Consider the following 19,623-nt stretch of genomic DNA (forward strand, 5'->3'; position numbering starts at 1 on the left):
CCAGACGCGCTCGGCCAGACGCTCAGTTCCGTCCGCGGACCCGCAGGAGGGCCTGCTCGAGCACAATGTCCGCCGCGGTCGCGATCGGCTCGCGCGCCAGCGTATGGTCGGGCGTCACGCCCTGGAGCCGCTCGTCCCCGTCCGGACGCACGATCCGGCTCTTCGGATAGGTGACGACGACGCCCGAAGGCAGCGTGAACGACAGTATGGACGCATAGGTCGTGGGGACGTCGGCGGTCTCCTCGCCCATGATCTCCCCGAAGCCGTAGTCCTGGATCAGCGCGGCGACCGAGGCGGCGTTCGAGTAGCTGTGGCGGTTCACCAGGACATGGACCTTGCCCTCGAACCTCGGCGCCGGGCGGGGCGGATTGAGCGGCAGGTCGAAATCGTAGCGGGCGCCGTCCGGCTGCGCCGCCTCGGCGCGGGCCAGGGCCGACAGCGTCGAATCGTCGCCGCCGCCGCCGTCCGCCAGCCTCTGGCGGTACCAGGCCTTGGCCTGGGGACTGGCCCTGAGGCGGAAACTGGCGGCGAAGCGGAACGGCCGGTCCGCGAACCAGGCCACCATGGGATCGCTGAAGCCGTTGTCGCCCCCAGGGTTGTTCCGCAGGTCGAGGATCAGGTCCGTCGCGCCGGAGTCGAGGAGACGACCGAAACTCTCGTCGACGAACCGGTGGAAGCCGTCCGGCGCCTCGCCCGGCGTCTGACCGAAGGGGCCGGGCCGCAGATAGCCGACGCGATCGTCCAGCATCCGGAACTCGCGCGAATTGAAATCGACCGCCAGACGCGGCGCGCGCGCCGCCAGGGCGCGGCGCTCGGCCGCGGTGACCGCGCGAACCTGCGCGCGGACCAGCCGGCCCTCCGGATCCCGCCCCGTCACCTCGGCCTGGTCCACCTCCCCCAACAGGAGCCAGAGCGTCGGCGCAAACGCCTGCTCCAGAAGGGCGTGGGTCATGTAGGGCCGCTCGGCGGAGATCAGCACGCCGGCCCGCTCCATCCAGACCTCGATCGGCTCGCCGTTCAATGTCAGCAGCTCGAAACCGGGAGCCAGGCGCCCCTCGGCGTCGGCGTAGGCGGTGAGCCGCACCCTCCCCTCGTCCACGCGGATCAAGAGCGGCAGGAACCAGCCGCCCTCCCCCAGCCGCCGTACGAACGCCGTCATGGGGGCATCGATGCGCGCATGGCCCACCCGCCCGAAGGCCGTGAAGCGCTGAAGCAGGATCGCGGCCTCCAGCCGGTCCATCGGCTTCGTCGTCCGCTCGGAGAGCACCTTATGGAACTGGTCGTACTCCGCGCGGGTGCGATGGGCGAAGAGATCGTAGTGCGCCGCCTGGAGACCGAGGTAGAGGGCGTCCAGATCCGCCTGGACAGCGCGGGGCTGGAGGGCCGGTTCGGCGCCGAAGACGCCGGTCGGAGCGATGCCGACGGCGCACGCGAGCACAAGGCCGATGAGCTGTTTCATGCATCTCCCGCAATCCGAAGCGTCGAGGCTAGCGCAGCAGCAGCGGCGTGCGAAGAGCGCGCGACCGCACTGCGGGAGGAAGAAAATTCACTGCGACTTGCGTCCGGCCCCGGCAAGATGAACCCTGCTTCTCCACCACAGGCGAGGCGGAGATGCAGAAGGCTGCACGGACCAAGGCGCTCTACGCCGGATCGTTCGATCCGGTCACGCGTGGTCACCTGGACATCGTGCGCAAGGCGTTGGCCACATTCGACGCCGTCCACGTGGCGGTGGGTACGAACGTCCGCAAGCAACGCGCCTTTGGCGTCGAGGAGAGCCTCCGGCTGATTCGGAGTTCGGTGATCGAGCTCTGGCCGGAGGCGGCGGCCGCCGACGACGTCCCCCTTTTCGACGGGGCGCTGGAGATCGGCGAGTACGCCAACCAGAGTCTGATCAAATATGCGCGGGCGATCGGGGCGACGCACATCGTGCGCGGACTGCGTGAAGCCACCAACTTCAACGAGGAGTTCAACCTGCACGGCCTGGCCGAGCGGATCGACCCTACGATCCCCATGGTCCACTTCATCTGCGACACCCAGTTCCTCCACGTCTCGTCCAGCACGGCCAAGGAACTGGACGCCGTGGGCGAGGATATCGGCTGGCTGGTCCTACCCTCGGTGGAAGCGGCGTTTCGCGCACGACGAGATCGGCCGTGAGCCGCGGACCGTTGGACCGCGACCCGGGGCGGCAGGTTTGCGTGAGGGCTCGGCCGGCCCGGCGGGTTCCGACGGGAGATGACGGAAAGGCGGCGACGGGTCCGCAGATCCTCGGCCCGTTCGCACGCGTGGCGGGGCTGGTCGCAAGCCTGGCTATCGCATGTGGCCCCGTCCCGGCGCAGGCCATCGGATCCCAGACCTGCGCCTTCCCCACGTCACCCTCCGTGCTGATGGCCGAGGGAGAGCCGCATGCGGCGGGATCGAAGCTGCTGCAGATGTGGGAATTCGATGATGCGCCGGTGTTCGCCTCCGAAGCCGAGCCCGCAGGCTACGAGGCTTTCCGCCGGCGGGCCGCGGCGGCCGTGGGCGACACCGATCCCCTACGCCCGCTGCGGGCGAACCCCGGCCGCAACAACGACCTCGTGGCGCGGCATGCCGGCGCCTGGGTGCGGCCGGCCACCTGCCTTCAGAAGTTGCTGCAAAAGGCCCAGGACGACCGGATCGACACCTTCGCGTCGCCGACCGAGTTCATGGCCTTCGTGTTGCGCAGCCCGGACGGGGCGCGGCTGCGGGTCTATTTCTACACCGCGAATTTCGACGGGATCGGGCGTGTCGGCCCGGCGGCCGAACCGGCGGCGCGTGACCACGCGGCGGGCTGGACCGTCCTGGCCGGTGTCCACAACCACAATTTCCATCCGCACGACCCGACCCTGAACGGCGCGGTGGGACCCAGCCTGCCCGACGCCCAGTTCAATCTGCGCTTTCACGCACAGACGGGGATGGCCGAAGCCTGGATCACGAACGGCCTGCATACCGCGCAGATCCCGGCCGCCGCCTTCCCGCTGTTCGAACAGACGCCGTAACGGGGCCGAACGCCTGCGACGGCCCCGTCCAGGGGCCCATCCTGTCAGTTCACCCGCCCCTCGTTCGACCCCTCTGCGAGGTCGGGATCGTCGCCCTCGACCAGCGCCGTGATGAGGGAGAGTTCGTGGCGCAGGTGGTCCCAGGTCGCATTGCTTCCACTGGCCATCTCGCGACTCTCGCTCAGGATTCCGGCGAATACGGCCCGCAGGTCCTCCAGCAGATGCTCGTCGCGAAGCGCCAGCAGGACCGTGAGGCCCTTCAGCAGCTTGTCGTTGGCGTGAACCATCGCCGCGAGACGCTCCGTGTCGGTCTGAGCCATGGATTGGATGTCCTTCCGTGGGTGGCCGACATAACGCCGGCGCCCAGCGGTCGTTGCAACGACGTCGCGGCGTTCACCCGTTCAGCAACGGCGTTGCTTCGTCGCGTTGAACGCCGCGGCGGCCTGGATCAGGGACTGGAAGGCCCCGGCATCGAGGAGATCGCCTTCGCGCAGGTCGATGGCGCGGCGCACCTTCCCCTCCAAACTCGCGTTGAACAGGCCCGAGGGATCGGGCAGCGCCGCGCCCTGCGCGAAGGTGAGCTTCACCACCGCCTTGTAGGTCTCTCCCGTGCAGAGGATCCCGCCGCAGGACCAGACCGGCACGCCTCGCCACTTCCATTCCTCGACCACGTCCGGGACGGCCTCGTGGATCAGGGCGCGGACGCGGGCCAGGGTTTCGCCGCGCCAGTCGGCGAGCGCAGTGATGCGGGCGTCGATGAGCGTCGCGGGGGCGTCGGGTTCGGAGGCGGCCATGCGTCACATCTTCTCGCCGGGCAGCCGACAGGCCTGCCGCACCCAGTCGGCCACCTGGGCCTCGTCGAAGCCCCCGTCGTGGATGTGGAGATAGCGGGTGTCCTGGCTCTTGGAGGCGACCGGGGGCATGGGCGTCAGCGACCGGCCGCGGAAGAAGGCCACCTTCACGTACTTCGCGAAGACGTGAAAGCTCAGGAACCAGACGTCCTTCTCCAGGCCGTAGAGAGGCGAGTTCCATTTCACCGCCTTGCACACGCCGGGAACCTCGGCGGTGATGAGGCGATCGAGACGGCGACCGACGTCGCGCGTCCAGTCGGGCATGGCGTCGATGTAGGCCTGGACCGACGCGTCGCCGTAGCCCTTGGCGATCTGGGGATTGCCGCCGGAGAGCCGCCTGGGAGCGTCAGGCTTTCGGGCGTCGGACTTGGGCGCGTCGGACTTGGGGGCCATGCGGCACAGTGGCCGCGATGGGGCGTGGCCGCAACCTGAGCCGGAAGCCCCGCCGCCTGCTCTTCGCCTCGGTTCCAGGCCCGCCGCCCTCCCCCATCGCTGGTGAAATGCTGTCAGACGCCCTCGAGGCGCGAGAGCGCCGCCTGGAGCTTGTCGCGGGCGGCCTGGGCGTCGGCGAGGCGATCGCGGTTCTCCTCGACCACCTCCTCGGGCGCGCGGGCGACGAAGTCGGGATTGGCCAGCTTCTTCGCGGTGCGGTCGATATCGGCGGCGAGGTTGGCGACCTCCTTGCCCAGGCGTGCGCGTTCCGCGGCGATGTCGATGAATTCGGCCACCGGCAGGGCCAGAGTCGCGCCCGCCACCACGTAGGGGATCGCACCGGCCGGAGCCGCATCCACGACACGAACCTCCGAGACCCGCAGCAGGCGACCGATCAGGGCGGCGCTGCGCTCAAGCACCGCCTGCTGCGCGCCGGAGGCCTCGACCACGAGCAGCGGCGGCTGAGCGGAGGGCGGCACGTTCAAGCCCTGGCGCACCGAGCGGCCCTCGGTGATGGTCTCGATGATGAGGCCGATCTCGGCGTCGGCAGCCGGATCGACCAGATTTTCCGGAAGGTCGGGCCAGGGCGCGGTCATGAGGAAGCCGCCGTGCTTGCGCGCGGCGCCCAGGTCGGCGGTCTGCTCCCACAGCTCTTCGGTGATGAAGGGCATGACCGGGTGAAGCAGGGTCAGGATCACGTCCAGAACCCAGGCGGCCGTGGCCTGGGTCTCGGCCTTCGCAGCCGCGTCGTCGCCGGTGAGCAGGGGCTTGGCCAACTCCACATACCAGTCGCAGAACTGGTTCCAGATGAAGCGGTAGAGCCCGTTCGCCGCCTCGTCGAAGCCGCAGCCGGCCAACGCAGTGGTGACGGCGGCGGCCGTGCGCTGCGTCTCGCCCACGATCCAGCGGTTGAGCGGCGCGGTGACGGCCGCAGGGTCGAAGCCCTCGGCGCGGGCGCAGCCGTTCATCTGGCAGAAGCGCGTGGCGTTCCAAAGCTTGGTGCCGAAGTTGCGGTACCCCTCGATCCTGGGCTTGGACAGCTTGATGTCGCGCGCCTGGCCCGACATCGCGGTGAGCGTGAAGCGCAGGGCGTCGGCGCCGAACTCGTCCACGAGGTCCAGCGGGTCCATGACGTTGCCCTTGGACTTGGACATCTTGGCGCCCGTGGCGTCCCGGACCAGGGCGTTGATGAACACCCGCTTGAACGGGACCTCGCCGGTGAAGTGGATGCCCTGCATCATCATCCGGGCGACCCAGAAGAAGATGATGTCGAAGCCCGTGATCAGGGTATGGGTCGGGTAGAACCGCGCCAGGTCCGCCGTCTTTTCCGGCCAGCCCATGGTGGAGAACGGCCACAGGCCCGACGAGAACCAGGTGTCGAGGACGTCCTCGTCCTGCTTCAGCGGCGTCGGCCGGCCATAGTGTTCTTCGGCCTTCTTCAGCGCCTCGGCCTCGGTCTCCTCGACGAAGGCCTTACCATCCGGACCATACCACGCGGGGATTCGGTGACCCCACCAGAGCTGGCGGCTGACGCACCAGGGCTGGATGTTCCGCATCCATTCGAAATAGGTCTTCTCCCAATGCTTGGGCACGAAGACGGTGTCGCCCGCTTCCACCGCCTTGATGGCGGGCTTGGCCAGGACGTCGGCGGCGACGTACCACTGGTCGGTCAGATAGGGTTCGACCACCACGCCCGAACGGTCGCCATGCGGCACGGTATGCTTCGTCTTCTCGATCCCTCGCAGCAGGCCCAGGGCCTCGAACTGCTCGATCACCTTCTTGCGGGCCACGAACCGGTCCAGGCCGCGATATTCCGGCGGGGCGTTGTCGTTGATCTTCGCGAAGTCGTCGAAGAGGTTGATCATCGGCAGGTTGTGACGCTTGCCGACGGCGAAATCGTTGAAGTCGTGGGCCGGCGTGATCTTCACCGCGCCCGAACCCTTTTCCGGATCGGGATACTCATCGGCGATGATCGGGATCGGCCGGTTCACGATCGGCAGGCGCACGGCCTTGCCGACCAGGGCCTTGTAGCGTTCGTCGGACGGATGGACCGCCACGGCGGTGTCGCCCAGCATCGTTTCGGGCCGGGTGGTGGCCACCACGATCTCGCCCGAGCCGTCCTCGAGCGGATAGGCGAAGTGCCAGTAGTGGCCGTCCACCTCGCGCGCCTCGACCTCAAGGTCCGAGATGGCGGTCTGGAAGTGGGGGTCCCAGTTCACCAGCCGCTTGTCGCGGTAGATCAGCTTCTCCTTGTGGAGCTGGACGAACACTTTGCGGACGGCGGCGCTAAGGCCCTCGTCCAGGGTGAAGCGCTCACGGCTCCAGTCGCACGAAGCCCCAAGGCGGCGGAGCTGGTTGACGATGGTCCCGCCGGACTCGGCCTTCCATTCCCAGACCTTGGCCACGAACTCGTCGCGGCCCATGTCGCGGCGGCTGCGGTTGCCCCGTTCGGCGAGTTGGCGCTCGACCACCATCTGGGTGGCGATGCCGGCGTGGTCGGTGCCGGGCAGCCAGAGCGCGGCCTTGCCCCGCATGCGCTCGAAGCGGATCAGCACATCCTGCAAGGTGTTGTTCAGCGCATGCCCGATGTGCAGCGAGCCCGTCACGTTCGGCGGCGGAATGACAATGGAGAACGGCTCGGCGGCCGGGTCGTCGGTGGGCGAAAACGCACCCGAGTTTTCCCACGCGGCGTAGAGGCGCGGTTCGGCGGACTTGGGGTCGAAGGTCTTGTCGAGCATGGCGGAGGTCTTCTGAACGAGCCGCGGCAGTACCGCAATTCCTCCCCGTCGCGGGAGGTGGCGCGAAGCGCCGTAGGGACTTCCACTCAATAGGCGCCGCGGGCGCGTTTTGCCCAGCGCCACGGCGGACGATCATATCGCCCGAGCGGAAGGTTCCTTGGTCAGCTTCCCCTGGAAGGGAGCAACAGGGTCGTCCTAGCGTACTCGGCCGCGCGCGATGCGTTCGACCTCGGCCTCGACGGCCTGCTGCACGATCGACGGCAGGTTGTCGTCGAGCCATTGCTGAAGCAGCGGGCGCAGAAGTTCGCGGACCACATCCTCCAGGGTGCGCCCCTCGGCGGGCATCAGGAGGCTGGACGACAGGCGGCCGAAGGTGGCCGCTGTCGCGGCCGCCACCGAGGCGCTCACCAGACCGTCCGCAGCGGGCGGCGGCGCGGCGACCGGTTGGGGCTCCGGCTCCGGCTCCGGCCCGACGGCGACCACATCCAGGTCGCCGTGGCTTTCCACGCGCTGGGTCAGTTCCAGATCGTCATCATCGTCGTCGAGGTCGGGCGCCGGCTCGAAGCCTCCCGCCACCGCCGGTTCGGGCTCAGGTTCGGGAATCGGCAGCGGGTCGGCGTCGCCCTTGAGGGGCACGGGTTCCGATTCGGCTGCAGGCAGCTCAGGGCCGCCTTCGGCCGGAGCCTCGTCCTCGGAGATGATCCGACGGATGGAGGCGAGAATCTCCTCCATGGTCGGTTCTTGAGAGCTTTGCTCGGACATCAGCCTGCCGCCACGGTTGAATCTCGGAACCCGAGCCTAAGCGCCAGCGGCCCATCGTGCAATTTCTGAGGGCGCCGCTCCGTCAACGGGGCGCCGATGGCGCGACGGCCGGCGCCGGCTGGAGGCCGGGCGCGACGGGCGCCTGATCCTTCGGCTCGGACGGGGCGCTCGAGGGGAACGGGGTCAGCAGGCGGTCGATCACGCCGATCGGCTCCTCCCACGGGACCCAGCCCCAGGTGATGCGCAGTTTCCGGAAGTTCTTCGCGGCGTCGTACTGCGGCTCGCTGGGAATGAGGTGCTTCGCCTCCAGCCGTCCCATGGTGGCCACCACGTTGGCGGCGGCCACGTATTCGTCGCGGCGCGAACTGACCTGATTCAGCTCGGCCTGCCGAAGTTCCTGCTCGGCGTTCAGCACGTCGATGGTGGTGCGCAGGCCCACCTGCTGCTCCTGGCGCGTGCCCTCGGCGGCGATACGCGCGGCCCGCACCTGCTCCTCGCTGGAGGCGATGTTGGCGCGGGCGGCGATGAGCTGGCTCCACCACTGAGTGGCGGCCTGAAGGACGTTGCGGCGCACGCCTTCGATGGTGATCCGGTCGGCGTTGTTGCGTTCGGCGGCGGCGCGCACGCGCGAGGTGGTCAGACCGCCGTTGAACAGGGGCACCGAGGCGTTGACCGTGGCCGAATATCCCCGGCCCCAGGTTTCACGGGGATCCCAGGGGTCGACGACACCCTGGTGGCCGACCTGAAGCTGGGCCGAAACCTGCGGCATGCGCTCGGCGCGGGCGCCGGCCAGACGCGCTCGACTGGCCATCTCCGTGTATTGCTGGGCGCGAAGCTGAGGATTGAATTCCTCGGCGGCCTGGAAGACCTCGTCGGGGTCGCCGGGCAGGAGGAAGGCCAGCGAGGGCTCCGGCGCCAGGTCTCCGGGATTCTGCCCGACCAGGGCCGCATAGCTGGCCCGCGTGATGGCGAGTTGGGCCACCGCCTGCTGATAGAGCGCCTGGGCCTGCGAGAGCCGCGCCTGCGACTGGGCCACGTCGGTGCGGGTCACCTCGCCGACATCGAAGCGCGCCTGGGACTCCTCAAGCTGGCGGGTCAGGACGCTGACGTTCTCCTGACGGATGCGCAGCGTCTCCTGATCGCGGCGGGTGTCGGAATAGGCCTGGATGACCGAGACGATCACCTGGGCCTCCACCCGGCGCAAGGTCTCGCGTCCGGCCAGGACATCGGCATTGGCGGCGTTGACGGCCGCCGCGACGCGGCCGCCTGTCCACAGGGGCTGGCTGAAGGTGAGCGCCGCCTGTCCCACATTGCTGCGGCTGGCGCCGCCCACGAGCGCGCCGGGCGTGTCCGGGATCCCGTCACCGTCGAAGTCCTGACCACGGCCACGCAACGGCGTCTGATTCTCGCTCCAGCGCGCGCTGCCCGCCAACCCCAGCGTGGGCCGCCAGCCGCTGCGGGCCTGGACGTAGCTTTCGTCGAGCGCACGCTGGGTGGCCCGCTGGGCCTGGAGCGTTGGGTTGTTCTGGTAGGCCAGCGCGATGGCGTCGGCCAGGGTCTCGGCCTGCGCAGGCGCGGCCGCCAGAGTCGCGGCGGACAGGGCGCCCACACACACGGTCGCGGCCAGGAGTCGGCCGCGGAAGGTCATCGACATTCTTTATCCCCGAACTCGCGAGAGACGCAGTCCTCTTGGAACCCGTGCAGTGTTCAACCTTGTATGCCGTGCTCTGCCGTCTGCTCCAAGCCGCGTCACCTTAAGCTTTTTTCACCCCCACCTTCTCATCCGGGCGTTTCGAGGGTGTTTCAGGACCGGGGCCGGAAAGCGAACTAGAACGCAAAGCCGGGCGCCGGCTCGAAGCCGGCCAGCACGGGCGGAAAGGCATCGAACAGGTCGCGGCGTCCGAAACCGTCGGCGGCCTTCACATAGAGCACGGCCTGACCGACCGCCCCGCCGCGCTCGACCACGCCCAGGCGGCCACCCCCGGCCAGCACCGCCGTCCACGCCTCGGGCGCGCGGGTCACGGCGCCCTCGCAGATCACGATGTCGAACGGCCCCGCGGGAATCGCCTCGCCGGCGTCGGCCTGGACGACCGCGCAGCCCAGATCCTCCAGCACCGCGGCCGCGTAGGGCGCCGAGATCGCCAGCGCGCGCTCGCCCGGCATGGGACGCAACGCCTGGAGCAGCTTGGAGACGTCGCGCGGCTTCAGCAGCCAGCGGCCGGGCGCGTACTCGGCCTCGATGTCGGCGTACGCCAGCGCCCCCTTGTCGGCGGCCAGAAACCGTTCGCGCGCCACCTTCCGCATGGCGTCGTGGATGCGCACGTCGGTGACGTCCTGGGTGCGCACCTGACTCTCCACCATGTTGAGACGAGCGGCGGTGAAATCGGACATCGAAAATCCCTGGGCGCGGAGAAGCCTTGTGCGGCGCGTTATAGGCGCACGCGGCCGGAAGGCAATTGCGGCCGAAGGACCGTTCTGTTAGCACCGCCGCTCACTTCGGCGGCCTGATGGCGGAGTGGTGACGCACCGGACTGCAAATCCGTGAACCCGGGTTCGATTCCCGGTCAGGCCTCCAACCTCCCCGCCCCTTCCCGACGCGTCGGCCCGTCAGCCCTCGCCGGACTACGGGCGGCTTTCCGCCTCGAGAACGATGCTGCGCGCCTCGACCAGCCCGGCGGCGACGTTGGGCAGGCGGTCCTTGAGGAAGAAGACACCGTAGAGCCCGCTGTCGCGGTCGAGCCAGGGATAGGTCCCGAAGGCGCCCGGACTCGACACCAGGCCACAGGCGCCGTCGGCCTTCACCGTCTCGCACCAGTTGCCCAGCGCATAGGCGTTCAGGCGAGTCGCCCCCGGCGGCTTGTAGGCCATGTCGGCGTTCGCGGTCTGAATGCGCTCCATCTCGTCGAAGGCGGCTTCGGACAGGATGCGCACGCCGTTCGCCTGGCCGCGCCCAGCCAGCATGTGCAGGAACGCCGTATAGTCCGCGGCCGTGGTCCAGACCCCGGCCTGGAGGTTGGGATTGCGGACGCCGGCTGGGTCCAGGGGGCGGGTGGGATAGCCCCAGGCGGTGCGCTTCAGGCCCAGCGGCCCGGCGATGCGCTCCTGGAAGAGCTGGGCCCACGACTTACCCGTGACCTGCTCGGCCAAGGCTCCGGCCACCTGGAACGAGGGCGCGCCGTAGCGGAAGGTCGAACCAGGCCGGTCCTTCAGCGGACGGGCCGCGATCAGGCGGGCCGACTCGGCCAGCGTGACGCCCGAATCCTGGCTGAGGTCGACGAAGCCGGTCAGGTCGCCCTGCCCGGCGGTGTAGGACAGAATCTGGCGCAGGGTGATGGCGGCGGCCTCGCCCTGGAAATCCGGCAGCCGGCGGCCGATCGGCTCGTCCAGGCTCAGCTTGCCTTCGTCCACCAGGGTCATGATCAGGGCGACGGTCATCCACTTCGACGCCGACGCGACCGGCAGCTGCGCGTCGGGCGCGATCGTCCCGACATCCAGCCGGTAGAGCAGTTCGCCGTCCTTCAGGATCATGGCGGTCAGACCCGGCGGCCCCGAGCGGACCACCTCCTCCAGCTTCGTGCGCAGGGCGGGCGGGGGATCTGCCGCGGCGGCCTGGCCGCCGATGACCAGGACGAGCGCCCCGGCGGCGGCGGCGCGAACGAGGGTGTGCTTGCGGGCGGTCATCGTCATCCTCGGCGGAAAGTGGCGGACGGCGCAGGCTATCCCGGCGTCCGACCTCTCGCGCCCCGGCGACAGGGTCTCGCGCGATAGCCCGGAGCTATCCCGCACCCTTCTCGCCAAGCCTCTCTGCGAGCGGCGTCCGCGGCAGCGGGCCATACGTACCGTCCAGCAGACGGCGCACATTTAATTTACGAATGTCATATGTCAGCCCCGGCTTCGCCATCCGGCCGCCACGTTCTGGCGGCGAAGCTCGGGCTTCCGCATGCAGACCGGCTGATGGCCTGGAAGGACACCGATGACTGGACGCACCAGAGCCCAGAGCCTGCCCATCGCCGCTCTGGCTTGCCTGACCACCGCCGCATCCGGCCCCTCCGCCGCCGTGGCGCGCCCCGATCCCGTGGCCGACGGGTCACCCACGGCGGAATCCTGCGCGGCCCTGGGCTTCCGTACAGTCCCCCGGCCGGGGCCGGTAGGCATGGCAAGCCCGATGGTGCGTCATCAAGCCCCTCCAGCGCCGCCACCGGCGCCGTCCTTCAACATCGCCGCCCCGCAAAGGCTCAAGGAAGCGGACATCGTCACAGGCGGCCGCCAGGCGGCTGGCGGCATGATCGTGACCCCCGGCTTGCCCGCGCGCGACACCGAGCGCTATCCCGGCGCGCCGTCCAACCCCATCCGGCAGACCGCGCAGGAGCCGGTCTCGACCTTCTCGGTGGACGTGGACACTGCGGCCTATTCCAACGTCCGCCGCTTCCTGAACGAGGGCGCGACGCCGCCCACCGACGCGGTGCGGGTGGAGGAGCTGATCAACTATTTCGACTACGGGTACGCGCCGCCCGCCGACCGGACCAACCCCTTCTCGACCTACGTGGCGCTGGCCCCCTCCCCCTGGTCGGCGCAGAAGCAGATCCTGCACATCGGCATCCAGGGCTTCGACCTGCCCCGGGCCGAGGCGCCGCCGCTGAACCTCGTGTTCCTGGTGGACACCTCGGGCTCGATGTGGGGGCCGGACCGCCTCCCGCTGGCGCAGAAGTCGCTGAACCTGCTGGTCGACCAGATGCGGCCCCAGGACCGGGTGTCGATCGTGGCCTACGCCGGATCGGCGGGCGCCGTGCTGGAGCCCACCGACGGCCGTAGCAAGCTCAAGGTGCGATGCGCGCTGGGAGCCCTCCAGGCGGGCGGATCGACCGCCGGCGGCCAGGGGCTGAAGCTGGCCTATGACCTGGCGCGGCAGAATTTCGACACCCGGGCGGTAAACCGGGTCATCCTGGTGACCGACGGCGACTTCAACGTGGGAATCGCCGACCCGGCCCGGTTGAAGGACTTCGTCACCGACCAGCGCAAGACCGGCGTCTACCTGTCGGTCTACGGCTTCGGCCGGGGCAACTACAACGACGCCATGATGCAGGCCCTGGCCCAGAACGGAAACGGGACGGCGGCCTACGTCGACAGCCTGCAGGAGGCGCGGAAGCTGTTCCGCACCGACTTCACCAGCACGATGTTCCCCATCGCCGACGACGTGAAGATCCAGGTGGAGTTCAATCCGGCCCAGGTCTCGGAGTACCGGCTGATCGGCTACGAGACCCGGATGCTGGCGCGCGAGGACTTCAACAACGACCAGGTGGACGCCGGCGAGGTAGGCGCCGGGGCCTCGGTGACGGCGCTCTACGAGATCACGCCGGCGGGCGCGCCGGGCTCGGCCGACCCGCTGCGCTACGGACGGCCGGCGCCGAAGGCCGGACCGACCGGGGAACTGGCCTATCTCAAGATCCGCTACAAACTGCCGGGCCAGTCGCGGTCGAAGCTGATGGAACGCCCGGTGACGGCGGCCGACGGCGCGGCCACGCTGGCCGCCGCGCCCGAGGCGACCCGCTGGGCGGTGGCCGTCGCCGGCTTCGGCCAGAAGCTGCGCCGCGACCCGCGCGTGTCGGATGGCTTCGGCTGGCAGGACGTGGTCGCCCTGGCCCAGGGCAGCCGCGGCCAGGACCCCCACGGCGAACGCGCCGAGTTCGTGCAACTCGCCCGGGCGGCCGGCGACCGTGGCGCGGCGGGGGAATAGGCCGGCGGAGGGACGACGCGCCCCTCAGTCCATCAGGCGCTGGGTCAGATAGGTGAACTCGAGGGCCTGCCGCATCGCGCGTTCGTTGAGGTTGGCGGCGGCGGCGTGACCGCCGTCCAGGTTCTCGTAGTACACGTAGTCGTAGCCGTACTCCTTCAGCCGCGCGGCCGCTTTGCGGGCATGGGCCGGGTGGACGCGATCGTCCTTGGTGGACGTCTCGATGAACACCTTGGGATAGGGCTGGCCGGGCTTCAGGTTCTGGTACGGCGAATAACTCATCAGCATGGCCCGCTCCTCGGGGACGGCCGGGTCGCCATACTCGCCGATCCAGGACGAGCCGGCGCCGATATGGCTGTAGCCGATCATGTCGAAGAGCGGCACCTGGATGACCACGGCGTTGTAGAGTTCCGGCCGCTTCGTGAGGGCCACGCCCATCAGCAGGCCGCCGTTCGACCCCCCCATGATCCCGAGCTTCTTCGGGCTGGTGATCTTGCGCGAGATCAGGTCCTCGGAGACGGCGAAGAAGTCGTCGTAGACCCGCATGCGGTTCAGCTTCAGCCCGGCGTTGTGCCAGCGCGGACCGAACTCGCCGCCGCCGCGGATGTTGGCCACGGCGTAGACGCCGCCCTTCTCGAGCCACAGCTTGCCGACCGTCGCCGCATAGGCCGGGGTCTGGCTGACCAGGAAGCCGCCGTAGGCGTAGAGCAAGGTGGGGTTGGAGCCGTCGTAGGCGATGTCCTTCGCCCGGACGACGAAGTACGGGACCTTCGTCCCGTCTTTCGAGGTGGCCCAGTGCTGCTCGGTGACGAACTTCGACGCGTCGAAGCGGGCCGGAAGCGTGCGGAGCTGCTCGGCCTGGCCACCGCCGGCGGCGTCGGCCAGCCACTGGCTGGACGGTGTCAGGAAGCTGGCGATGCTGAGGATCAGCCGGTCGTCCGCCTCGGACGCCGAGGCGACGGCGATGGTCGAGTCCTTGGGCAGTTCCAGGGCCTGGGACGTCCAGGCGCCGCCCGCGCGGCGGAAACTGAGGACCTGGCCCTTCACGTTGTCGAGCAGGGCCACGACGAGACGGCTCTTGGTGGTCGCCACCTGCTCCACCGCCTGGGACTCGGTGGGCCGCAGGACGAGCGCTGGCTTCAGCGCGCCCGGCGCCTTCCTGACGGCGGCCAGATCGAAGTCGACGAGGTCGCCTTCCTTCATCCCCCTGGCAGCCCAGTCCTCCTCCAGGCTCACGATCACGCGGCCGTCGAGATAGCCCTGGATCGAGACCTTTTTCGGGAGGTCCAGGCGAAGGGGACGGTCTCCGGCCAGCAGGTAGTATTCGGCGTTGAAGGTGTCCAACGGCCGCATGATGACGACAGCCTGCACCTTGCCCGCCGGATCCCGCAGCACGATCGACTGGACGCCGTAGCCGCCGTCGTTCTTCTGGCCGGCGAACACCTGCCGGGCTTCGGAGAGCGTTTGGCCACGCTTCACCAGCTTGGCGATGTAGGGATAGCCCGAGGTGGTGACGTCGCCCTTCGCCCACTCGGTCACGATCAGCAGCGTGTCGCGGTCGATCCAGTCGAAGCGGTGCTTGCCCTCGGGCAGCCGGAAGCCGCCCTCGACGAAGCGGCCGGCCGCGGTGTCGAACTCGCGAACCTCGACGGCGTCCTTGCCCCCGTCCGACAGGCTGACGAGACAGAGCCGATCCTCGGGCGGCAGGCAGCTGGCGCCCTTCCAGACCCAGTTGGCCTGCTCGGCCTTGGCCAGGACGTCCAGGTCGAGGATGGTCCGCCACTCGGGCGCGCCCGTGCGGTAGCTGTCGAGCGTGGTCTTGCGCCAGACGCCGCGGACGTGGTCGGCGTCCTGCCAGTAGTCCCAGAGGCCGCCGTCGCCCGCGAAGCTCACCCCGGGGATTCGGTCCTTGGCGGTCGCGATCGCCAGGGCGTCGGCGTAGAGGCCGGGATAGCGCGGATCGTTCTTGAGCTGGGGCAGCGTGCGGTCGTTCTCCGCCTTGGCCCATTCGAGCGCGCGGGCGCCCTCTATCTCTTCCATCCAGGCATAGGGGTCGTGGTCGGCGTCGGGGGGCGCGGCGCCCATCAGGAACACTCCGGCAAGCGCGGTCGCGAGGGCGGCAAGGCGCATAGGAAACCTCTCGAAGGCATGTACGGGATTGCTAGCCTGCGCGCCCGGCGGCGTCACCATCCGCTGGTCGAGCGGCATCGGTCGGCATGCCGTAGGTCAGGGCTCGCGCACGGGCGGTCGAGCGCCCGCCGCAAGCCGGGCGAACCGTCTGTCGAAGGTGACTAAGGCCTCACAGCCGTCCGCAGCCGCCAGATGGAGCGCATCGGCGAGATCGACGCCCTCCCCGGCCATCTGCAAGGCGGCAGCCACCCTCTCCGGCTCCTGGAATCGCACGCGCGGCAACCGGCTGAACATCTCCAGGGCGCGAACGATCTCCTGGCGAGCGTACCGATGGACGCTCCTCAGCACCCAGTCGGCCTCGAGGACGACCGTCGAGGCGACGAACACCTCGTTGTCACGCACCAGCGCATGCGCCCTGGCCCACTGCGCCTCGTCGCGGGTCAGGAGACGGACGACGATATTGGTGTCAATCGCGATCATATTCGCGCCGGAACATCTCCGCGACGGCCTCGTCCATCTCCTCCACCGTGGCCGGCGGCCCGTCGTATTTCAGCATGCCCGAGACCTGGTCCAATGTGGTGGGTTCCAGCGCCGGCTCGCGCCGCAGCAGGACGCCGTCGGTCGTCTCCTCGACGATCAGCCGCGTGCCCGGCGACCAGCGGCGATGTTCGCGGATCGCCTTGGGCAAGATGACCTGCCCCTTGGTGGACAGCACAGTGGTCTGGCGAGCGTTGGCCACGACGAACTCCGGTAAGATCATGGTAAGATGACAACGCGCCGCCGATGCGTCGACCTCGCCCTGGTCTGGACGTCCGCGGGATGGCTGGCGTGCTCCAGCTCATGGGCGTAGCCTCCAGGCATGAAAATCCTAACCCGCGAGGAGATCGGTCGCCTCCGTTCGTCTGGAAGGGCCGCGCCTGAGGCGTCACACGGCTCCCGCTCTATCGCAGCAGCATAAGCGACAGGACCGGCGACAGGATCATGGCCGCGACGCCCACGGCCTGGAAAAGCGCCCGGCGGCGCTGGCGCGGGCGGACGTGGGTCTCGAAGAAGGTGGCGTAGTCGAGGGTGTTCATCGGGCTCTCCGTCGTTGGACGGACCAAGCCTGAACAGGGGGTACGTCAGAATCGGACGTGGGCCCGCCACGCGGTGTCGATTTCCGCCGCCATCATGTCCTTCAGCGCCTGGGGTTCCACGATCCGGACCTTGTCGCCCCAGGTGAAGAGGTGCCAGGCCAGTTCTCGCATCCCGCTGGCCCGGAAGCGGACGACCACCGAGCCGTCCGGCTCATCCTCCACCTTCTGGCGGGCGTGGAAGCGCCAGCGCAGGGCGTCCTCCCGCCCCTCGGGAAGGATGCGCAGGATCACGTCGTGCGTGTCGTCCTGGTAGATGCCGAAGCTCTCGTCGGCGTAGGCCTGGAGCGAGAAGTCCTCGGGCCGCTGGGCCGGAACGCCCGTGATCTCAAGATCGCCTATGCGGTCCAGGCGCCAGTTTCGCGGCCCCGTCCCCGCCCCGACCTCCTCGGCCACGAGGTAGTTGGAGCGGCCGAACAGGATGCCCAGCGGCGCCACCTCCCGCACCCGGCCGGGCGTGGAGCCGCCCTCGTAGCGGAAGCGGAGCGTGGAGACCGCCTTCAGCGCCCCGCGCACGGCCGCCAGGACGGTGTCCTCCTCGAACGGGCGCGGGCCGGCCTGAACGGCGATAGTCTCGGCCTGGAGCAGAGCCTCCAGGTCGGGCGCGAGCCGGCGGCGGGCCGAGGCACGCGTGGCGGACAACACCTTCTGCTCCAGCGATCGCAGCGCCGCGGCGCGCGCGTGGGCGCCCTGGCGGTCCATCGCCTCTGCCGAGGCGGAAAGCGCGGACATCTCCTCGGGCGTGGGCGCCTGGAAGAGCCCGTCCAGGCCCGACGGGATGCGGAACCGCTTGCCGGGCGGATCGTCGACCACTTCCATCTGGGGAAAGACGTCCCAGAGCGCGTCGCGCATGCGCTCCACCGTACGCCGGCCCAGGCCCAGTTTTGCGCTCATCTCGTCCAAGGTCAGCCCCTCGGCCGTCCCTGCGAGCAACCGCGCCAGTTCGAGAAGGCGAGCACTTTTTTCGTGGCGCATGACGGGCCTACGTCCGATTTTGTCGTACCCTACAGACAAAACCAGAACCATCGACAACCTGCAAGGCGTTCGAACGATGGCTTCCCGTTTCCAGCCCCGCCGCAAGACCGGTTCGGCTTCCGGCCGCTTCAGCCCCGCCCGCTTCACCACCCGGCCCGTCCAGGCGCCGCAGCCGATCCGCCCGCCGCCGCCGCCCGCCGCGGTGGTCGACGCCGTGCTGCGCTATCACGACGTGACGCTGGACCAGGGCGGCCAGCGCAGCCTGCTCCGGCTCTCGGAAGACCGCCTGTCCGACGCCGAGGTGGTGCGCGCCCTGGGCGGCCAGACCGACCGCGCCCGCCGCGTCGCCATTCTCTGGAACGAGCGCGAGAGCGAGATCATCCGGGTGCTGGAAGCGGCCTAGAGACTTCCCTCGGGCTTGTAGTTCGGCTGGTCGATGGCGAGCTGGTTCCGCGCCATCACCGCCAGCGCGGCCAGGAGGCCCGGCGTCTCGACCGTGAAGTCGCCCGAACGGATTCGGTCGCAGAGCTCGCTGTTCAGTTCCGCATGCCCACCCTCGCGGTCGAGCAGGCCCGAGACGAGACGCACGGCGTCGGCCTCGGCGTCCGGTCCATGGGTCAGTTCGCGGTGGACCGTCGCCAGCGCGTTCGCGGCCACGCGGGCCAGGAAGGCGTTGCGGGGATCCAGCGTCGGCCGGATCTCGTCGATCCAGAGGCGGACGGATTCCACCAGCTCCTCGGTGCGGGGATGGGTGATCAAAGGCCTTCCTCCAGCAGCGCGACCAGGTCCGCCTCGGTCTCGGAGACGCGGCGGCCGATCATCGGGCGCTCGACCGACTTCACCATGCCGTCGCGCCAGGACAGGTACATGGTCAGGCACATCACGCCCCAGCGCAGCGAACCCAGCATCTGCCAGAAGCGCACGCGCGAGAGTTCGATCGGACGGCCGCCGGCCGAGGCGTAGCCGGCCAGCAGGTCGTCGTAGTCGCCGAAGCCCCCGACCGGACGATCCGGCCGGCCGAAGCGCCAGGAGTTGGTGCAGATCCAGCCCATGTCCTCGGCCGGATCGCCCAGGTGGGCCAATTCCCAGTCGAGGATGGCCGCGACCCCCTTTTCCGGGTCGAACATGATGTTGCCGTTCCGGAAATCGCCGTGCAGCAGGACCGGCGCGACGGGCTCGGGCGTGTGGCGGCGCAGGTACTGGAACGCCAGTTCCAGGATCGGCCGTTCGGCCCCCGTGGCGCGATAGACCTCCTCGTAGCGGTCCAGTTCCTGAAGGCCATCCACGGACTTGAGCTTCGCGCCCGGCGGCGGGGTGGTGCGATGGATGGCCACCAGCGATTCCCCGCATTGGCGCGCGAGCTGCGGCCGGATGGCGTCGAAGCGCGCGTCGCTGGTGATCTTGCGGCCCAGGGTCTCGCCGTTCACCCGGACCATGACATAGGCCTCGCCCAGGCCGTCGGCCGCATCGCAGACGTGACGCACGTCGGGCACCCGCGCGCCGTTGGCGCCCGTGGCCCGGATCAGCGCGGCTTCGCTGGCCAGGCTGATCGACCGGGCGGTCTCCTCGTCGAACGGAACGCTGCGGCGACGCAGGATCAGGTCTTCGCGGCCGCCCGCGCCGTCGATCCCGAAGGCCCAGGTCTCCATGCTGGCGCCGCCCGAAAGGCGCTGGGCCTCGGCCAGCTTCGCGCCATCTCCTCCCAATCGTTCGGCGAGCTTCTGAAGGCCCGCTCGCACATCGACTTCCATGACCCGGCGGAACCTCCCTGCTGGTCTAGAGTGCGCCCGATGTGGCGGGCTCGGCGGTCGGTTGTAAACCGGTCCCGCAGCGTCAATCCCGCAACAACACCGA

General features: G+C 69.4%; 20 protein-coding genes and 1 tRNA gene. 5 read left to right on the forward strand and 16 right to left on the reverse strand.

From position 1 onward, the window contains the following. Positions 1 to 22: 22 nt before the first annotated feature. Positions 23 to 1,459 carry a S41 family peptidase gene (locus ABS78_RS15655; protein ID WP_293381226.1) on the reverse strand — a complete coding sequence of 479 codons (1,437 nt, stop codon included), beginning with the start codon at positions 1,457 to 1,459 and terminating at the stop codon, positions 23 to 25. A 152-nt stretch (positions 1,460 to 1,611) separates the two neighbouring features. Here ABS78_RS15655 and coaD point away from each other — a divergent pair, with 152 nt between their 5' ends. After that, positions 1,612 to 2,154: a pantetheine-phosphate adenylyltransferase gene (gene coaD, locus ABS78_RS15660; RefSeq protein WP_293381229.1), complete on the forward strand. Its 543-nt coding sequence runs from the start codon at positions 1,612 to 1,614 to the stop codon at positions 2,152 to 2,154. A 275-nt stretch (positions 2,155 to 2,429) separates the two neighbouring features. After that, positions 2,430 to 3,017 (forward strand): hypothetical protein, encoded by a 588-nt coding sequence (locus ABS78_RS15665; protein WP_293381232.1) that lies wholly within the window; start codon positions 2,430 to 2,432, stop codon positions 3,015 to 3,017. Between the two features lie 44 nt (positions 3,018 to 3,061). On the opposite strand, the gene ABS78_RS15670 is transcribed toward ABS78_RS15665, so the two are convergent. The 7 genes from ABS78_RS15670 to ABS78_RS15700 all read right to left on the reverse strand — a co-directional run bounded on the left by ABS78_RS15670 (position 3,062) and on the right by ABS78_RS15700 (position 10,191). Beyond that, on the reverse strand, positions 3,062 to 3,337 hold the full coding sequence (locus tag ABS78_RS15670) for a hypothetical protein (protein ID WP_293381235.1): 276 nt from the start codon (positions 3,335 to 3,337) through the stop codon (positions 3,062 to 3,064). An 81-nt stretch (positions 3,338 to 3,418) separates the two neighbouring features. Continuing rightward, entirely contained in the window at positions 3,419 to 3,811 is a 393-nt protein-coding gene (locus ABS78_RS15675) for a DUF1801 domain-containing protein (protein WP_293381238.1), read from the reverse strand. A 3-nt stretch (positions 3,812 to 3,814) separates the two neighbouring features. Next, on the reverse strand, positions 3,815 to 4,261 hold the full coding sequence (locus tag ABS78_RS15680; protein WP_293381241.1) for a DUF1801 domain-containing protein: 447 nt from the start codon (positions 4,259 to 4,261) through the stop codon (positions 3,815 to 3,817). A 113-nt stretch (positions 4,262 to 4,374) separates the two neighbouring features. After that, positions 4,375 to 7,038 (reverse strand): valine--tRNA ligase, encoded by a 2,664-nt coding sequence (locus ABS78_RS15685; RefSeq protein WP_293381244.1) that lies wholly within the window; start codon positions 7,036 to 7,038, stop codon positions 4,375 to 4,377. 195 nt (positions 7,039 to 7,233) lie between these two features. Beyond that, positions 7,234 to 7,800 (reverse strand): DUF2497 domain-containing protein, encoded by a 567-nt coding sequence (locus tag ABS78_RS15690; protein WP_293381247.1) that lies wholly within the window; start codon positions 7,798 to 7,800, stop codon positions 7,234 to 7,236. A gap of 82 nt (positions 7,801 to 7,882) precedes the next feature. After that, complete coding sequence (locus ABS78_RS15695; RefSeq protein WP_293381250.1) at positions 7,883 to 9,454, reverse strand: TolC family outer membrane protein; 1,572 nt, start codon at positions 9,452 to 9,454, stop codon at positions 7,883 to 7,885. 173 nt (positions 9,455 to 9,627) lie between these two features. Then, on the reverse strand, positions 9,628 to 10,191 hold the full coding sequence (locus ABS78_RS15700; protein WP_293381252.1) for a protein-L-isoaspartate O-methyltransferase: 564 nt from the start codon (positions 10,189 to 10,191) through the stop codon (positions 9,628 to 9,630). Between the two features lie 110 nt (positions 10,192 to 10,301). Between ABS78_RS15700 and ABS78_RS15705 the strand changes: the two genes are divergently transcribed. Then, positions 10,302 to 10,375: transfer RNA gene (locus tag ABS78_RS15705), tRNA-Cys, on the forward strand. Between the two features lie 47 nt (positions 10,376 to 10,422). On the opposite strand, the gene ABS78_RS15710 is transcribed toward ABS78_RS15705, so the two are convergent. Further along, on the reverse strand, positions 10,423 to 11,481 hold the full coding sequence (locus ABS78_RS15710; RefSeq protein ID WP_293381255.1) for a serine hydrolase domain-containing protein: 1,059 nt from the start codon (positions 11,479 to 11,481) through the stop codon (positions 10,423 to 10,425). A 292-nt stretch (positions 11,482 to 11,773) separates the two neighbouring features. On the opposite strand from ABS78_RS15710, the gene ABS78_RS15715 reads away from it, so the two are divergent. Continuing rightward, positions 11,774 to 13,534, forward strand: coding sequence for a VWA domain-containing protein (locus ABS78_RS15715; protein WP_293381258.1), 1,761 nt, complete (start codon positions 11,774 to 11,776; stop codon positions 13,532 to 13,534). A 24-nt stretch (positions 13,535 to 13,558) separates the two neighbouring features. On the opposite strand, the gene ABS78_RS15720 is transcribed toward ABS78_RS15715, so the two are convergent. The 5 genes from ABS78_RS15720 to ABS78_RS15740 all read right to left on the reverse strand — a co-directional run bounded on the left by ABS78_RS15720 (position 13,559) and on the right by ABS78_RS15740 (position 17,769). Next, complete coding sequence (locus ABS78_RS15720) at positions 13,559 to 15,661, reverse strand: prolyl oligopeptidase family serine peptidase (RefSeq protein WP_293381261.1); 2,103 nt, start codon at positions 15,659 to 15,661, stop codon at positions 13,559 to 13,561. Between the two features lie 96 nt (positions 15,662 to 15,757). Continuing rightward, positions 15,758 to 16,141, reverse strand: a complete 384-nt coding sequence (locus ABS78_RS15725; RefSeq protein WP_293381264.1) for a type II toxin-antitoxin system VapC family toxin — start codon at positions 16,139 to 16,141, stop codon at positions 15,758 to 15,760. Beyond that, entirely contained in the window at positions 16,128 to 16,400 is a 273-nt protein-coding gene (locus ABS78_RS15730) for an AbrB/MazE/SpoVT family DNA-binding domain-containing protein (protein ID WP_293381267.1), read from the reverse strand. The genes ABS78_RS15725 and ABS78_RS15730 overlap by 14 nt, the downstream gene beginning before the upstream one ends. 202 nt (positions 16,401 to 16,602) lie before the next feature. Beyond that, the gene (locus ABS78_RS15735) at positions 16,603 to 16,737 is read right to left on the reverse strand and encodes a hypothetical protein (protein WP_293381270.1); all 135 of its coding nucleotides are present in this window, start codon (positions 16,735 to 16,737) and stop codon (positions 16,603 to 16,605) included. Positions 16,738 to 16,782: 45 nt separating this feature from the next. Then, a complete protein-coding gene (locus ABS78_RS15740) occupies positions 16,783 to 17,769 on the reverse strand; it encodes a YafY family protein (RefSeq protein WP_293381273.1) in 987 nt (328 codons plus the stop codon). 76 nt (positions 17,770 to 17,845) lie between these two features. On the opposite strand from ABS78_RS15740, the gene ABS78_RS15745 reads away from it, so the two are divergent. Then, positions 17,846 to 18,172 (forward strand): hypothetical protein, encoded by a 327-nt coding sequence (locus ABS78_RS15745; protein WP_293381276.1) that lies wholly within the window; start codon positions 17,846 to 17,848, stop codon positions 18,170 to 18,172. Here the strand turns inward: ABS78_RS15745 and ABS78_RS15750 are convergent. Further along, positions 18,169 to 18,528 carry a DUF6285 domain-containing protein gene (locus tag ABS78_RS15750; RefSeq protein ID WP_293381279.1) on the reverse strand — a complete coding sequence of 120 codons (360 nt, stop codon included), beginning with the start codon at positions 18,526 to 18,528 and terminating at the stop codon, positions 18,169 to 18,171. The genes ABS78_RS15745 and ABS78_RS15750 overlap by 4 nt on opposite strands. Continuing rightward, positions 18,525 to 19,520, reverse strand: coding sequence for a phosphotransferase family protein (locus ABS78_RS15755; RefSeq protein ID WP_293381282.1), 996 nt, complete (start codon positions 19,518 to 19,520; stop codon positions 18,525 to 18,527). Before ABS78_RS15755 ends, ABS78_RS15750 begins: the two co-directional genes overlap by 4 nt. Between the last annotated feature and the right edge of the window lie 103 nt (positions 19,521 to 19,623).

This window comes from Phenylobacterium sp. SCN 70-31 (assembly GCF_001724605.1).
In the GTDB taxonomy this organism is placed as follows: domain Bacteria; phylum Pseudomonadota; class Alphaproteobacteria; order Caulobacterales; family Caulobacteraceae; genus Phenylobacterium.

What these genes read in the sequence shown, in the direction of transcription:
- coaD (WP_293381229.1), top strand. Translation starts at nt 1,612, where the DNA reads ATGCAGAAGGCTGCACGGACCAAGGCGCTCTACGCCGGATCGTTCGAT.
- ABS78_RS15670 (WP_293381235.1), bottom strand. Translation starts at nt 3,337, where the DNA reads ATGGCTCAGACCGACACGGAGCGTCTCGCGGCGATGGTTCACGCCAAC.
- ABS78_RS15755 (WP_293381282.1), bottom strand. Translation starts at nt 19,520, where the DNA reads ATGGAAGTCGATGTGCGAGCGGGCCTTCAGAAGCTCGCCGAACGATTG.
- ABS78_RS15655 (WP_293381226.1), bottom strand. Translation starts at nt 1,459, where the DNA reads ATGAAACAGCTCATCGGCCTTGTGCTCGCGTGCGCCGTCGGCATCGCT.
- ABS78_RS15720 (WP_293381261.1), bottom strand. Translation starts at nt 15,661, where the DNA reads ATGCGCCTTGCCGCCCTCGCGACCGCGCTTGCCGGAGTGTTCCTGATG.
- ABS78_RS15680 (WP_293381241.1), bottom strand. Translation starts at nt 4,261, where the DNA reads ATGGCCCCCAAGTCCGACGCGCCCAAGTCCGACGCCCGAAAGCCTGAC.
- ABS78_RS15740 (WP_293381273.1), bottom strand. Translation starts at nt 17,769, where the DNA reads ATGCGCCACGAAAAAAGTGCTCGCCTTCTCGAACTGGCGCGGTTGCTC.
- ABS78_RS15690 (WP_293381247.1), bottom strand. Translation starts at nt 7,800, where the DNA reads ATGTCCGAGCAAAGCTCTCAAGAACCGACCATGGAGGAGATTCTCGCC.
- ABS78_RS15725 (WP_293381264.1), bottom strand. Translation starts at nt 16,141, where the DNA reads ATGATCGCGATTGACACCAATATCGTCGTCCGTCTCCTGACCCGCGAC.
- ABS78_RS15675 (WP_293381238.1), bottom strand. Translation starts at nt 3,811, where the DNA reads ATGGCCGCCTCCGAACCCGACGCCCCCGCGACGCTCATCGACGCCCGC.
- ABS78_RS15665 (WP_293381232.1), top strand. Translation starts at nt 2,430, where the DNA reads ATGTGGGAATTCGATGATGCGCCGGTGTTCGCCTCCGAAGCCGAGCCC.
- ABS78_RS15685 (WP_293381244.1), bottom strand. Translation starts at nt 7,038, where the DNA reads ATGCTCGACAAGACCTTCGACCCCAAGTCCGCCGAACCGCGCCTCTAC.
- ABS78_RS15700 (WP_293381252.1), bottom strand. Translation starts at nt 10,191, where the DNA reads ATGTCCGATTTCACCGCCGCTCGTCTCAACATGGTGGAGAGTCAGGTG.
- ABS78_RS15695 (WP_293381250.1), bottom strand. Translation starts at nt 9,454, where the DNA reads ATGTCGATGACCTTCCGCGGCCGACTCCTGGCCGCGACCGTGTGTGTG.
- ABS78_RS15745 (WP_293381276.1), top strand. Translation starts at nt 17,846, where the DNA reads ATGGCTTCCCGTTTCCAGCCCCGCCGCAAGACCGGTTCGGCTTCCGGC.
- ABS78_RS15735 (WP_293381270.1), bottom strand. Translation starts at nt 16,737, where the DNA reads ATGAACACCCTCGACTACGCCACCTTCTTCGAGACCCACGTCCGCCCG.
- ABS78_RS15710 (WP_293381255.1), bottom strand. Translation starts at nt 11,481, where the DNA reads ATGACCGCCCGCAAGCACACCCTCGTTCGCGCCGCCGCCGCCGGGGCG.
- ABS78_RS15715 (WP_293381258.1), top strand. Translation starts at nt 11,774, where the DNA reads ATGACTGGACGCACCAGAGCCCAGAGCCTGCCCATCGCCGCTCTGGCT.